We start from the raw sequence: 13,403 nt of genomic DNA, 5'->3' as shown, positions 1-13,403 counted from the left end.
CCACAGCACTTCGAAGGAAAGCCCGTGCAGACCCACGAGATCGTCAAGCGCTTCCGCGAGCACTTCGAGAACGCCGGCCACACCGTGGTCCCCAGCGCGTCGCTGCTGCTCGACGACCCCAACCTGCTGTTCGTCAACGCCGGCATGGTGCCGTTCAAGCCGTACTTCCTCGGCGAGGCCCCGCCGCCGTACAAGCGCGCCACCAGCGTCCAGAAGTGCGTGCGCACCCCCGACATCGACGAGGTCGGCAAGACCACCCGCCACCTGACGTTCTTCCAGATGGCGGGCAACTTCAGCTTCGGCGACTACTTCAAGGAAGACGCCATCCGGCTCGCCTGGGAGCTGGTCACCAAGTCCCAGGACGACGGCGGCTACGGGTTCGACCCGGAGCGCCTGTGGGTGACCGTCTACCTCGACGACGACGAGGCAGCCGACCTGTGGCAGAAGGTCGCCGGCCTGCCGCCGGAGCGCATCCAGCGCCGCGGCGTCGAGGACAACTACTGGTCGATGGGCGTGCCCGGCCCGTGCGGCCCGTGCTCCGAGATCTACTACGACCGCGGCCCCGAGTACGGCGCCGAGGGCGGCCCGGTCGTCGACGAGGACCGGTACCTGGAGATCTGGAACCTCGTCTTCATGCAGAACGAGCGCGGCGCGGGCGGGGCCAAGAAGGACTACCCGATCCTCGGCGAGCTGCCCGCCAAGAACATCGACACCGGCATGGGCGTCGAGCGCGTGGCGTTCCTGCTCCAGGGCGTCGACAACGTCTACGAGACCGACCTCGTGCGCGCCGTCATCACCGCCGCCGAAGAGCTGTCCGGCCGCCGCTACGGCGACGACGAGGTCGACGACGTGCGCTTCCGCGTCATCGCCGACCACGCCCGCTCCGGCGTGCTGCTCGTCGGCGACGGCGTCACCCCCGGCAACGAGGCCCGCGGCTACGTGCTGCGCCGCCTGCTGCGCCGCATCGTCCGGTCCTCGCGCCTGCTCGGCGTCACCGAGCCCGTGCTCAACCGGTTCGCCGCCGTCGTCCGCGACACCATGGGCGCGACCTACCCCGAACTGGTCGGCGGCTTCGCCCGGATCGAGCAGGTGCTCAAGGCGGAGGAGGACACCTTCCTGCGCACCCTCGACGCCGGCTCGCGGATCTTCGAGACCGCCGCCGGCGCGGTGAAGGCCGAGGGCCGCGCCACCCTGCCCGGCGACAAGGCGTTCCAGCTGCACGACACCTACGGCTTCCCGATCGACCTCACCCTGGAGATGGCCGCCGAGGCGGGCCTGACCGTGGACGAGGCCGGTTTCCGCAAGCTGATGGCCGAGCAGCGCGCCCGCGCCAAGGCCGACGCCGCCGGCAAGAAGACCGGCCACGGCGACCAGACCGTGTACCGGGAGCTCCTGGACCTCGGCGCCACCGAGTTCACCGGCTACACCGAGCTGGCCTCCGAGGCCACCGTGCGCGGCATCGTCAGCGACGGCAAGCGCGTGCGCTCGGCCCGCGAGGGCGACATCGTCGAGGTCGTCCTCGACCGCACCCCCCTCTACGCCGAGTCCGGCGGCCAGGAGAGCGACGCGGGCACCATCGTCACCGGCGGCGCCGAGCTGGAGGTCGTCGACGTCCAGAAGGTCGCCCGCAAGCTGTGGGTGCACCAGGTGCGCGTGGTCAGCGGCGAGATCGCCGAGGGCGAGCACGTCGAGGCCCGCGTCGACCCCGAGTGGCGCGTCGGCGCCCGCCAGGGCCACTCGGGCACGCACGTCGTGCACGCCGCCCTGCGCCAGGTGCTCGGCCCGTCCGCCCTCCAGAGCGGCTCCTACAACAAGCCCGGCTACCTGCGGCTCGACTTCGCCTGGACCGGCGGCCTGTCCGGCGAGACGCGCAGCGAGATCGAAGAGGTCTCCAACCTCGCGGTCCGCAAGGACCTGCCGGTGCGGGTCGTGCACACCGATATGGGCGGCGCCCAGGACATGGGCGCGGTCGCCCTGTTCGGCGAGACCTACGACGAGACCGTGCGCGTCGTCGAGATCGGCGGCCCCTGGTCGCGCGAGCTGTGCGGTGGCACGCACGTCGAGCACTCGTCCCAGATCGGCCCGATCACGCTCATCGGCGAGTCGTCCGTCGGCTCCGGCGTGCGCCGCCTGGAGGCCTACGTCGGCATCGAGGCGTTCCAGTACCTGGCCCGCGAGCGCGCCCTCGTGCAGAACGTCGCCGCCCTGCTGAAGGTGCCCGACGCCGACGTGCCCGCCCGGGTCGAGGCCCTGGTCGAGCGCCTGCGCGCGGCCGAGAAGGAGCTGGAGAAGGTCCGCGCCGCCCAGCTGCTGTCCTCCGCCGGGTCCCTGGCCGAGCAGGCCCTGGACGTGCGCGGGCTGTCCCTCGTCGCGCTGGCCCTGCCCGAGGGCACGGCCGCCGTCGACGTGCGGACCCTCGCGAACGAGGTGCGCAACCGGCTCGGCGCCAAGCCGGGCGTCGTCGGCCTGTTCGCCCCCGACGGCGACAAGGTCAGCTTCGTGGTCGCCACCACGGCCGCCGCCCGCGACCTGGGCCTCGCCGCCGGCAAGCTGGTGCCCGCGTTCGCCCCGGCCGTCGGCGGTCGCGGCGGCGGCAAGCCGGACCTGGCCCAGGGCGGCGGCACGAACCCGGCCGGTGTGCAGGAGGCCGTGGCCGCCCTGCGCGCCGAGGTGGACCGCGTCCTTGAACAGCGCTGATCGTGCCGGCGTCGACGACCCGGGCCTCGGCAGGAGGCTGGGCGTCGACGTCGGCGCGGTGCGCGTCGGGGTCGCCCTGAGCGATCCGGGTGCCTTCCTGGCGACCCCGCTGGTTACCCTGTCCCGTGACGAGAAGGCCGGTCGGGACCTCTCCGACCTGGCCGGTCTCGTCACCGAGCACGACGTGGTCGAGGTCGTGGTCGGCCTGCCCCGCACGCTGGCGGGCAGGCACGGGCCGGCGGCGGAGAAGGCGGCGGCGTACGCTGCGGCGTTGGCCGAACTCGTCGCCCCGGTGCCGGTGCGGCTCACCGACGAGCGGCTGACCACCGTCACGGCGAGCCGCGTGCTGGCCGAGCGCGGTGTTCGGGGCAAGAAGCAACGTGCTGTCGTGGACCAGGCTGCCGCGGTCGAGATCCTGCAGTCATGGCTGGACGCACGGGCGCGACACGTGGCCCGTTCCGCCGACGAGGAACGAGCCCCCGGAGCTAAGGACGGCTCGTGAACGACGACCTCGGGTTGTTCGCCGATCCCGACGCGCGCGCCGACGAGCGGGCGCGCGGCAGGAAGAGCGCCGCCGCGGCGGCGCGTCGGGCCAAGGCCAAGCGCAAGCGCACGATCCTGTGGATCGTCGTGGCGCTGGTGCTCGCGGGAGGCGCCGGCGGCGCGTACTACGGGTACCGGGTGCTGAGCGGGATCGGCTCGTACGAGGACTACAGCGGCGCCGGCGAGGCCGACGTCGTGGTCGAGGTCAAGGACGGCGACTTCGTCTCGGCGATCGCCACCACCCTGCACGAGCAGGATGTCGTGGCCAGTGCCCGCGCGTTCACCGAGGCGGGCGCGCAGGACGACCGGCTCACCGCCATCCAGCCCGGCTTCTACCTGATGAAGACCAGGATGTCGGGAGCCGCCGCGGTCACCCGGATGGTCGACCCGGCGGCCAAGATCACGCCGCTGGAGGTCAAGGGCGGCAACGTCCTGCACGACATCACCGCGCTGGACGGCTCCGTCACCAAGGGCATCCTGTCGATGCTGTCCGACGCCTCGTGCGTCGAGCTGGACGGCGCGAAGAAGTGCGCGACCGTCGAGCAGCTGCGCGACGTCGCCGACAACGCCGACCCGCAGGCGCTGGGCATCCCCGACTGGGCGCTGCCGTCGATCAACGCCGCGCCCCGGGAGAACCGCCTCGAAGGGCTCATCGTCCCCGGCCTGTACCACCTCGACCCGGGCGCGAGCCCCGTCGAGCTGATCCGGAGCGTCCTCACCACGTCGCTGAACCGCCTCCAGGGCTACGGCATCCCCTCCGGTTCCGGCGCGACCGGCTTCAAGCCCTACGAGGTGCTCGTCGTCGCCTCGCTGGTCGAGAAGGAGGGCAAGACCAAGGACTTCGGCAAGATCTCCCGGGTGATCTACAACCGGCTGGCCAAGGGGCAGATCCTCGAACTGGACTCCACGGTCAACTACAAGCTCGACCGGCCGATCATCACCACCAGCGACGAGGACCGCGCGCGGTCCGGTCCGTACAACACCTACAGCGCCGACACGCGGGGTCTGCCGCCCACGCCGATCGGGTCGCCGGGCATGGAGGCGGTGAAGGCCGCGATCAACCCCGAGGCGGGCGACTGGCTGTTCTTCGTCAAGTGCGAGACGGACGGCACGACGTGCTTCAACGTCACGTTCGACGAGCACGACGCCGCGGTGTCCGAGGCCAGGCGGAAGGGCGTCTTCTGACGTGACCCGCCGTGCCGCGGTCATCGGCTCGCCGGTGGCCCACTCGCTGTCGCCCGTGCTGCACGGCGCCGCGTTCGCCGCGCTCGGCCTCGACTGGTCCTACACGCGGGTCGAGTGCGTCGCCGACGACGTCCCGGCACTGGTCGGGGGGCTGTCCCCGGAGTGGGTGGGCCTGTCGGTGACCATGCCGGACAAGCGCGCCGCGCTGGCGGTGGCGACGTCCGCGACGTCCCGGGCGACCCTCGTGGGCGCCGCGAACACCCTGGTCCGCGCCGAGGGCGGCTGGCGCGCCGACTGCACCGACGTGGACGGCGTGCTGGGCGCGCTGGGCGCGGCGTGCGGCTTCACCACCGGCACGCGCGCCGCGCTGCTGGGCGCGGGCGGCACGGCCACGGCCGCGCTGGTCGCCCTGGCCTCGGTGGGCGTGCGCGCGGTGACCCTCGTCGTGCGGTCGGTGTCGAGGGCGGCGGAGGCGGAGGCCTGCGCGTCGCGCCTCGGCGTGGCGCTGGACGTGGTGACGTGGGACGACGCCGACTTCGCCGCGCTGGCCGCGTCGTCGGACGTGCTGGTCAGCACCGTGCCGCCGGAGGCCACCGGACCGGTCGCGGACGCCCTGGCCGAGTCGCCGTGCGTCCTGGACGTCGTCTACCACCCGTGGCCGACGCCGCTGGCGTCCGCGGTGGAGAAGCGCGGCCGGACCCTGGCGACCGGTTTGGACATGCTGCTGCACCAGGCGTTCGGCCAGTGCGAGCAGTTCACCGGCCTGCCCGCGCCGCGCGAGGAGATGCGCCGCGCGCTGCGCGCGGCGACCGGGGACGTGCTGCCGCTGCCGCTCTAGGCGGCCCGGTCCGCGGGGTCAGTCGACCCGGGACCGCTCCAGGTCTGCGAGGATCGCGTCGGCGGTCCGCTCGGGCGTCAGGTCGGTCGTGTCCAACCACCACCCGATCCGGGGCGTGCCCTCGCGCAGCCCGCGGTCCAGGTCCGCCACCGTCCACGCCCCGTACCCGCTCTTCGGCCGCGCGGCCTCGCGGACGGCCACCGCCTCGGGCGAGGGGGCGAGCACCACGACGTGGCGGGGGCGCGTGCGCACGGAGTCGACGAAGGTCCGCAGGTGCCCGCCGAGCACCACGTCCTGCACGACGGCGGTGAACCCGGCGGCGGCGTACTCGTCGGCCGTGCTCGTGGCGAGCCGGTAGCGCAGCCGCAACTGGGCCTCGGCCTCGTCGGCGTTCCCGGGAGTCGGGTCGGCCCGCCCGGACACGATCATCCTGCGGAACACGTCGCCCCGCACGTGCACGGCCCTCGGCAGCCGCTCGGCCACCAGCTGGGCGACGGTCGACTTGCCGGCCGCCATGATCCCGGTGATCACCAGGACGGTCACGGTTCCCCCTCGGACCGCGGGGGCACCGCCCGCACGACCGGTGCGCGCGGTGCCCCCGCGGGTGGATCAGCCCTCGTCGAGGTCGGTGGCGATGATCTCCGCGATCGCCTCCAGCGCGGCCTCCGCGCCGTCGCCGTCCGCCGCCAGCACGACCTCGTCGCCGTGCATCGCGCCGAGCGTCATCAGGCCCAGCACGCTCGCCGCCTCGACCGGTTGGCCGTCGTCCTTGCGGATGGTGACCTTGACCGGTTGACCGGCCGCGGCCTTGGCCAGCAGCGCCGCCGGTCGCGCGTGCAGCCCGACCTTGCTCGCCACGGTGACCCGTCGCTCAGGCATTCCTGTCTTCTCCGTTGTCCTCGTCGGTGCGGGCACGGCCCTTCCGGGCGCGGTCCTGCTCGGCGCCGGCGCCCACCGGCTCGACCGTGCTCTGGTCGGCCTCGGGGTCCTCGTCGGCGTCGCGGCCCGGGGTCTTCAGGTTCCACTTGGTGATGACGAAGCGGAACAGGAAGTAGTAGATCACCGCATAGATCGCACCCAGCACGAGGATCAGCAGCGGCTTGGTCGCGATGTTGAAGTTCAGCAGGTAGTCGATGGCGCCCGCGGAGAACCCGAACCCGTCGTGGATGCCCAGCGCGTTGCTGACGGCCAGCGACGTGCCGGTGAGGAACGCGTGGATCAGGTACAGCGGCCACGCCACGAACATGAACGCGAATTCCAGCGGCTCCGTGACGCCGGTGATGAACGCGGTCAGGGCCGCCGAGCCCATGATGCCGGCGATGATCTTCTTCTGGCCCGGCCGGGCGGTGTGCACGATGGCCAGCGCCGCCGCCGGGAGGGCGAACATGAAGATCGGGAAGAAGCCGGTCTGGAACGTGCCCGCGGTCGGGTCCCCGGCGAGGAAGCGGGGGATGTCGCCGGTCTTGCCCTCGAACTCGCCGAACTGGAACCACAGCACGTTGTTGACGATGTGGTGCAGGCCGAGCGGGATCAGCAGCCGGTTGACGAAGCCGTAGAGGCCCGCGCCGACGATCGTGCTGCCGGTGATCGCCTCGCCGACGTTCTCCAGGCCCGCCGCGAAGACCGGGTACACCAGGCCCATCAGCACGCCGATGACGACCACGACGCCCGCGACCAGGATCGGCACGAACCGCCGTCCGCCGAAGAACGCCAGGTACGGGGGCAGCTTGATGCGGTGGTACTTCTGCCACAGCACGGCGGTGAGCAGACCCACGACGATGCCGCCGAGGACCTTGTAGTCGATCAGGTTCGCCTTGGCGGCCGGGTCGTCCGGCTGGTCGAGGACCAGCGGTGACATCGCCTTGAACACGCCCTGGAGCACCACGTAGCCGACCACCGCGGCCAGACCGGTGGACCCGTCGCCGCGCCGGGCGAAGCCGACCGCGATGCCGACCGCGAACAGCAGCGGCAGGTTGGCGAACAGCGAGTCGCCCGCGTTGCCGATGACCGCCGCGACCTTGTTCCAGCCGAGGCCGTCCTCGCCCAGCATGTCGGGCTGGCCGAGTCGCAGCAGGAGAGCGGCCGCGGGCAGCACGGCGATCGGCAGCATGAGGCTGCGACCGAAGCGCTGCAACGCGGCCAGTCCCTTGATCTCACGACCGCCGGTCGCCTGAGGGGCGCTGGCGCTCATGGGGTACCTCCCTTGTGGGAACGGTGCGGTCCGGACTCCGGGTCGGTCCGGTCCAGTTGCATGGTCACCTGGTAGAGATCGCCCCGGTACCAGGACGTCATGTCCTCGACGGGCCTGCCCCGGGAGCCGGCGACCCTGCGGAAGACGAGCAGCGGGGAGCCCGTGCGGACGCCCAGCAGCTTCGCGGTCTCGGGGTCCGCGCCCTCGGCCCACACCGTCTGGCCGGCGTGGTCGAGCTGGACCCCGTAGGTGTCGGCGATCAACGCGTAGAGCGAGGTCGTCAGGTCGTGGCTGTGCAGCTCGGGCACGACCCGGGGGCTGTACCAGCCGCGTTCGACGGCCAGCGGCACGCCGTCGGCGCGGCGCAGGCGCACGAGCCTGCACGCGCGTTCGTGCTGCCCGAGGCCGAGGGCGGCGGACGCCGCGGGCGGTGGTTCCTCCTCGCCGCACGACAGCACCTCGGTCGCCGGGCTCAACCCGCGCCTGCGCATGTCGTCGGTGAAGGACTCCAGGTACAGCTGCACGTCCATCCGGCGGCGGGCGGTGAACGTGCCCCGGCCCTTCGCCCTGGTCAGGAGCCCTTCGGCGACGAGCTGCCCGACGGCGGCGCGGACCGTGATGCGGGAGACCCGGTACTGCCGGGCCAGGTCGCGCTCGGACGGGATGGGCGAACCGGGGGGGAGTTCCTGCTCGGCCGCGCGCCGCAGGATGTCGCGGAGCTGGGCGTGCTTGGGCTTGGGCCCGTCGACGATCTCCGCGCGGTCCACGACACCTCCCCCGACGCTCGCGGGCCCGGACCGAGATTGGTACTTTCCGGTCTAGACCAGTTGGTGCGGGGAGGATGCTCCGCGCGCCGGCCGGGTGTCAACCGCCGTTACGGGACCGTGCCCGAGCGGTGGCACCCTCAGGACCTGTTGCCCTCGGGACAGGTGTCGAGAGAGGACTTGAAGTGGCGGACGACAAGGCTGTGCAGATCCTCGCCGCGCTCGGCGGCGCGGACAACATCGTGGAGATCGAGCCCTGCATCACGCGCCTGCGCTGTGAGTTGGAGGACGGTTCCCTGGTCGACGAGAAGGCCCTGAAGGGCCTGGGCGCGCACGGCGTGATGCGGTCGGGCAACGTCGTCCAGGTCGTCGTGGGGCCGGAGGCGGACACGATCGCCAGCGACATCGAGGACCTGCTGTGACGCTGCGCGTGACGAGCCCGGTCAGCGGGCGCGCGGTGCCGCTGTCGGAGGTGCCCGACCCGGTGTTCGCGCAGGCCATGGTCGGGCCGGGCGTCGCGGTCGAGCCCGACCGGGGCGCCGCGGACGTGGTGTCCCCGGTGGACGGCGTGGTCGTGACGCTGCACCCGCACGCGTTCGTCGTGGCGACGGAGGACGGCGCGGCGGTCCTGGTGCACCTGGGCATCGACACGGTGAAGCGCAAGGGCGAGGGCTTCACGCTGCACGTGGTCAAGGGCGAGACCGTCCGCGCCGGCCAGCCCGTCGTGAGCTGGGACCCGGCCGAGGTCGAGGCCGCCGGGTTCGCCCCGATCTGCCCGGTGATCGCGCTCGACGCGACGCCCGAGGTGCTCGGCGACCGGGCCGGCGGTCCCGTCGCGGTGGGGGACGCCCTGTTCTCCTGGCAGCGCTGAACCCCGCGGCCGGTGGACGGGGACGGGCGCGGGTGAACGGACCGTTCACCCGCGCCCGTCCTTGAACCGCCCCCCGCGGCCCGCGCACCCTGGACGCATGATCACCTCGTCGTCCGGTCCACGCCCCCTCGCGCCCCTGGTCCGCTTCCCCCGCTCCGCTCCCGCGACGGCGGTGGTCCACTGGGCGTGGTGCACGGCCGTCCTGTGCTGGGCCAGTGCCCTGCTCGTCCCGTCCCGGTGGCTGCCGGTGGCGCTCCCGCTCTGCGCGCTGGGCGTGGCGCTGTCCACGGTGGACCTGCGCCACCGCCGCCTGCCCGACGCGCTGACGCTGCCCGCGTACCCGCTGCTGGGCGCCGGCCTGTGGTGCTCCGGCGCCGACCCGCCGCGCGTCCTGCTCGGCGGGGCCGCGTTCTTCGCCGTGCACCTGGCCGTGCGGCTGCTCGCGCCGTCCTCGATGGGCGGCGGGGACGTCAAGCTGTCGGGTGCGCTGGGCGCGGTGCTGGCCTCGGTGTCGTGGTGGGCCCTGCCCGGCGCGCTGGTGGTGGCGAGCGCGGTGACCCTGGTGCTCGCGCGGTGGTTCCGGGAGGGCGGTGTGCCGCACGGCCCGGGGCTGCTGGCGGCCACCTGGCTGGCGGTGGCGGTGGGCGGTTGACGCGGCCCGGACGTCCACCTGTCGAGACGCGGCCACGGTCGCTGACCTGCGCACACCCCCGCGCCGGCGCTGTGGAAGGATTCACGCGTGCTGCGCTGGATCACCGCTGGTGAGTCTCACGGGCCCGCTCTCGTCGCCGTGCTGGAAGGCATGGTCGCCGGGGTCGAGGTCACCACTGCCGACCTGACCGCCCAACTGGAGCGCCGCCGGCTCGGTTTCGGGCGGAGCCCGCGCATGGGGTTCGAGGCCGACGAGGTGGAGGTCCTCGGCGGCGTCCGCCACGGCCTCACCCAGGGCGGCCCGATCGCGGTCCGGATCGGCAACACCGAGTGGCCGAAGTGGCAGAAGGTGATGTCCCCCGACCCCGTCGACCCGTCCGAGCTCAAGCCCACCGGCCGCAACGAGGCGCTGACCCGGCCCCGGCCCGGCCACGCCGACCTGCCCGGCATGCAGAAGTTCGGCTTCGACGAGGCGCGCCCCGTGCTGGAGCGCGCCAGCGCCCGGGAGACCGCGGCCCGCACCGCGCTGGGCACCGTCGCGCGCCACTTCCTCAAGCAGGTGTTCGACGTGGACGTGATCAGCCACGTCGTGTCGATCGGCGGGGCCGCCACGCCGGAGGACGCCGCCGTGCCCGGCCCCGGCGACCTGGCCGCGATCGACGCGAGCCCGGTCCGCGCGTTCGACCCGCGCGGCACGGACGCGATGGTCGCCGAGGTCGAGGCGGTCAAGGAGGCCGGCGACACGGTCGGCGGCGTCATCGAGGTCATCGCCTACGGCCTGCCGCCGGGCCTCGGCTCGCACGTGCACTGGGACCGCCGGCTGGACGCGCGGCTCGCGGGCGCGCTGATGGGCGTGCAGGCGATGAAGGGCGTGGAGGTCGGCGACGGCTTCACCACCGCCCGGCGCTGGGGCAGCCGGGCGCACGACGAGATCGACCGCGGCACCGGCCCGAAGGGCGTCACCCGCCGCTCCAACCGGGCGGGCGGCCTGGAGGGCGGCATCACCAACGGCGAGCCGCTGCGCGTGCGCGTCGCCATGAAGCCGATCTCCACCGTGCCGCGCGCCCTGTCCACCGTGGACGTCCGGACGGGAGAGCCCGCCGTCGCCATCCACCAGCGCTCGGACGTGTGCGCCGTGCCGCGCGCGGGCGTGGTGCTGGAGTCGGTGGTGGCGCTGGTGCTCGCCGAGGCGGCGCTGGAGAAGTTCGGCGGCGACTCGATCGCCGAGACCAAGCGCAACGTGGCCTCCTACCTGGAGGCCCTCGAAGCCCGGTGGGCGGGGCTGTGAGCCCCCGGTTCGTCGTCCTCGGCCCGCCCGGCGCGGGCAAGACGACGGTGGGGCGGCTGCTCGCCGAACGCCTCGGCGTGACCTTCCGGGACACCGACGACGACGTCGTCGCCGCCGCGGGCAAGCCGATCTCCGACATCTTCACCACCGACGGCGAACCCGCGTTCCGGGCGCTGGAGGAGCAGGCCGTCGCCGCCGGGCTGGCCGACCACGACGGGGTGCTCGCCCTGGGCGGCGGCGCGGTGCTGTCCGCGGCCACCCGGGAACGCCTCGCCGGCCACACCGTGGTGTTCCTCGGCGTCGGCACGGCCGAGGGCGTGCGGCGCACCGGCCTGTCCACCGCGCGGCCGCTGCTGGCCGGGGTGAACCCGCGCTCGACGTTCAAGGCCCTGCTCGACGCCAGGCTGCCGCTGTACCGGGAGGTGGCCACGATCGAGGTGCTCACCGACGACCTGGACCCGGAGGGCGTGGTCGACGCCGTGCTCGACCGCAGTGGCTGAACCGGCGGGGTCGACCGCGGTGCGGTCACGCGCCCGAGGCGGTCGTGGTCGAATGGTGAGCGACGAAGGGGAGTGGTGATGGGCGATCCGGTGCGCATCCGCGTGGCCGCGGAACGACCGTACGACGTGGTGGTGGGCCGGGGCCTGCTGGGCGACCTGGTCGAGACCCTGCGGGGCGCGGCGAAGGCGGCGATCGTCCACACGCCCACGCTCGCCGAGACCGCCGAGGCGGTCCGGGAGGAGCTGGAGGCCGCGGGCGTCGAGGCGCACCGGGTGGAGGTGCCCGACGCCGAGGACGGCAAGGACCTGCGGGTCGCCGGGTACTGCTGGGACGTGTTCGGGCGCATCGGCCTGGGCCGCACCGACGCCGTCGTCGGCCTCGGCGGCGGCGCGGTGACCGACCTCGCCGGGTTCGTCGCCTCCACGTGGATGCGCGGCGTGCGGCTGGTGCACGTGCCGACGACCCTGCTCGGCATGGTCGACGCCGCGGTGGGCGGCAAGACCGGCATCAACACCGACGCGGGCAAGAACCTCGTCGGCACGTTCTACGAGCCGACCGCCGTCCTCGTCGACCTGGCCACGCTGGAGACGCTGCCCCGCAACGAGCTGGTCGCCGGCATGGCCGAGGTGGTCAAGGGCGGGTTCATCGCCGACCCGGTGATCCTCGACCTCATCGAGGCCGACCCGGCCGCCGCGCTCGACCCGGCGGGCGACGTCATCGAGGAGCTGGTCCGCCGCAAGATCCAGGTCAAGGCCGACGTGGTGTCCGCCGATCTGCGCGAGTCGGACCTGCGGGAGATCCTCAACTACGGCCACACGCTCGGCCACGCCATCGAGCGCCGCGAGCGCTACCGCTGGCGGCACGGCGCGGCGGTCAGCGTCGGCCTGGTGTTCGCCGCCGAGCTCGCCCGCCTCGCCGGGCGGCTGGACGACGCCACCGCCGACCGCCACCGCTCGGTCCTGTCCTCGCTCGGCCTGCCCACCGGCTACGACCCGGACGCCCTCGGGCAACTCCTGGAGGGCATGCGCAGCGACAAGAAGAACCGCGCCGGCGTGCTGCGCTTCGTCGTGCTCGACGGACTGGCCAAGCCCGGTCGCCTGGAGGGTCCGGACCCGGCGCTCATCGCCGCCGCGTACTCCGCGGTCGCCACCGAGGGCAGGTCCGGCGGGAGCGTGCTGCTGTGAAGGTGCTGGTGCTCAACGGCCCCAACCTCGGCCGCCTCGGCACGCGCGAGCCGGACGTGTACGGCCGCACCACCTACGCGGACCTCGTGGAGCTGTGCGAGGCGACCGGCCGCGAGTTGGGCGTGGAGGTCGAGGTCCGACAGACCGACTTCGAGGGCGAGATGCTCGGCTGGCTGCACGGAGCGGCCGACGAGGGCCTGCCGGTGGTGCTCAACCCGGCGGCGTGGACGCACTACTCGGTGGCCGTGCGCGACGCGTGCTCCCAGCTCACCGCGCCGCTCGTCGAGGTGCACATCTCGAACGTGCACAAGCGCGAGGAGTTCCGCCGGCACAGCTACATCTCCGAGGTCGCCGAGGGCGTCATCGCGGGACTGGGCGTGGACGGCTACGCCCTCGCGATCCGGCACCTGGCCGCCACGGCGTGAGCGCGGGCACGTGACGACGGGAGCGCTGCACCACGTCGAGCCGCGGGTGCCCGACCTGGCTCGCGACGGGCGCTGGTCGCCGTTGTTCGCCGACAAGTACCCCCATGCGGGTGGACCGGACCACTACGCGGGCGATGTGGAGAACGCGGACGGTTTCGAAGTCGAGGGGGTCGCCTCGGGCGGGTGACACTCGTACGTAGTACGGGCTCTCTAGACTGAACCGGAGCCGGGTGCCGCGCGTCTTCCCCGGTGTCCGACCCCGCCG

Annotated in this window: 16 protein-coding genes; 12 read left to right on the top strand and 4 right to left on the bottom strand. The window is 73.4% G+C overall.

Annotated elements, in window-relative coordinates; translation table 11 throughout:
* Positions 1-24 precede the first annotated feature (24 nt).
* The 4 genes from alaS to CKY47_RS27650 are packed head-to-tail and all read left to right on the top strand — an operon-like array spanning position 25 to position 5,263.
* Positions 25-2,697: an alanine--tRNA ligase gene (gene alaS, locus CKY47_RS27665; RefSeq protein WP_306749235.1), complete on the top strand. Its 2,673-nt coding sequence runs from the start codon at positions 25-27 to the stop codon at positions 2,695-2,697.
* Complete coding sequence (ruvX, locus tag CKY47_RS27660; protein WP_306749234.1) at positions 2,684-3,199, top strand: Holliday junction resolvase RuvX; 516 nt, start codon at positions 2,684-2,686, stop codon at positions 3,197-3,199. Before alaS ends, ruvX begins: the two co-directional genes overlap by 14 nt.
* A complete protein-coding gene (gene mltG / locus CKY47_RS27655) occupies positions 3,196-4,425 on the top strand; it encodes an endolytic transglycosylase MltG (RefSeq protein WP_306749233.1) in 1,230 nt (409 codons plus the stop codon). Before ruvX ends, mltG begins: the two co-directional genes overlap by 4 nt.
* A 1-nt stretch (position 4,426) precedes the next feature.
* Positions 4,427-5,263: a shikimate dehydrogenase gene (locus tag CKY47_RS27650; protein ID WP_306749232.1), complete on the top strand. Its 837-nt coding sequence runs from the start codon at positions 4,427-4,429 to the stop codon at positions 5,261-5,263.
* A gap of 18 nt (positions 5,264-5,281) precedes the next feature.
* Here CKY47_RS27650 and CKY47_RS27645 read toward each other — a convergent pair whose 3' ends face one another.
* The 4 genes from CKY47_RS27645 to CKY47_RS27630 form a co-directional block, all read right to left on the bottom strand.
* Positions 5,282-5,806: an AAA family ATPase gene (locus CKY47_RS27645; protein WP_306749231.1), complete on the bottom strand. Its 525-nt coding sequence runs from the start codon at positions 5,804-5,806 to the stop codon at positions 5,282-5,284.
* A gap of 66 nt (positions 5,807-5,872) precedes the next feature.
* Positions 5,873-6,142 carry an HPr family phosphocarrier protein gene (locus tag CKY47_RS27640; protein WP_306749230.1) on the bottom strand — a complete coding sequence of 90 codons (270 nt, stop codon included), beginning with the start codon at positions 6,140-6,142 and terminating at the stop codon, positions 5,873-5,875.
* On the bottom strand, positions 6,135-7,454 hold the full coding sequence (locus CKY47_RS27635; RefSeq protein ID WP_306749229.1) for a PTS transporter subunit EIIC: 1,320 nt from the start codon (positions 7,452-7,454) through the stop codon (positions 6,135-6,137). Before CKY47_RS27635 ends, CKY47_RS27640 begins: the two co-directional genes overlap by 8 nt.
* A complete protein-coding gene (locus tag CKY47_RS27630) occupies positions 7,451-8,221 on the bottom strand; it encodes a GntR family transcriptional regulator (RefSeq protein WP_306749228.1) in 771 nt (256 codons plus the stop codon). Before CKY47_RS27630 ends, CKY47_RS27635 begins: the two co-directional genes overlap by 4 nt.
* A 182-nt stretch (positions 8,222-8,403) precedes the next feature.
* Here CKY47_RS27630 and CKY47_RS27625 point away from each other — a divergent pair, with 182 nt between their 5' ends.
* The 8 genes from CKY47_RS27625 (at position 8,404) to CKY47_RS27590 (ending at position 13,325) form a co-directional block, all read left to right on the top strand.
* A complete protein-coding gene (locus CKY47_RS27625) occupies positions 8,404-8,640 on the top strand; it encodes a PTS sugar transporter subunit IIB (RefSeq protein WP_306749227.1) in 237 nt (78 codons plus the stop codon).
* Entirely contained in the window at positions 8,637-9,089 is a 453-nt protein-coding gene (locus CKY47_RS27620) for a PTS sugar transporter subunit IIA (protein ID WP_306749226.1), read from the top strand. Before CKY47_RS27625 ends, CKY47_RS27620 begins: the two co-directional genes overlap by 4 nt.
* Before the next feature lie 97 nt (positions 9,090-9,186).
* On the top strand, positions 9,187-9,741 hold the full coding sequence (locus CKY47_RS27615) for a prepilin peptidase (RefSeq protein WP_306749225.1): 555 nt from the start codon (positions 9,187-9,189) through the stop codon (positions 9,739-9,741).
* An 87-nt stretch (positions 9,742-9,828) separates the two neighbouring features.
* Positions 9,829-11,028: a chorismate synthase gene (aroC, locus tag CKY47_RS27610; protein WP_306749224.1), complete on the top strand. Its 1,200-nt coding sequence runs from the start codon at positions 9,829-9,831 to the stop codon at positions 11,026-11,028.
* Positions 11,025-11,528 (top strand): shikimate kinase, encoded by a 504-nt coding sequence (locus CKY47_RS27605; RefSeq protein ID WP_306749223.1) that lies wholly within the window; start codon positions 11,025-11,027, stop codon positions 11,526-11,528. Before aroC ends, CKY47_RS27605 begins: the two co-directional genes overlap by 4 nt.
* A gap of 78 nt (positions 11,529-11,606) precedes the next feature.
* Complete coding sequence (gene aroB / locus CKY47_RS27600; RefSeq protein ID WP_306749222.1) at positions 11,607-12,713, top strand: 3-dehydroquinate synthase; 1,107 nt, start codon at positions 11,607-11,609, stop codon at positions 12,711-12,713.
* Positions 12,710-13,138, top strand: coding sequence for a type II 3-dehydroquinate dehydratase (gene aroQ, locus CKY47_RS27595; protein WP_306749221.1), 429 nt, complete (start codon positions 12,710-12,712; stop codon positions 13,136-13,138). Before aroB ends, aroQ begins: the two co-directional genes overlap by 4 nt.
* A 10-nt stretch (positions 13,139-13,148) precedes the next feature.
* On the top strand, positions 13,149-13,325 hold the full coding sequence (locus tag CKY47_RS27590; protein ID WP_306749220.1) for a VOC family protein: 177 nt from the start codon (positions 13,149-13,151) through the stop codon (positions 13,323-13,325).
* The last annotated feature ends 78 nt before the right edge of the window (positions 13,326-13,403 follow it).

Origin of the sequence: Saccharothrix longispora (assembly GCF_030852425.1) — a bacterium.
Classification (GTDB): Bacteria; Actinomycetota; Actinomycetes; order Mycobacteriales; family Pseudonocardiaceae; genus Actinosynnema; species Actinosynnema longispora.
The sequence above is the reverse complement of the archived record's forward strand: the minus strand, read 5'-3'. Positions and strand labels throughout refer to the sequence as shown.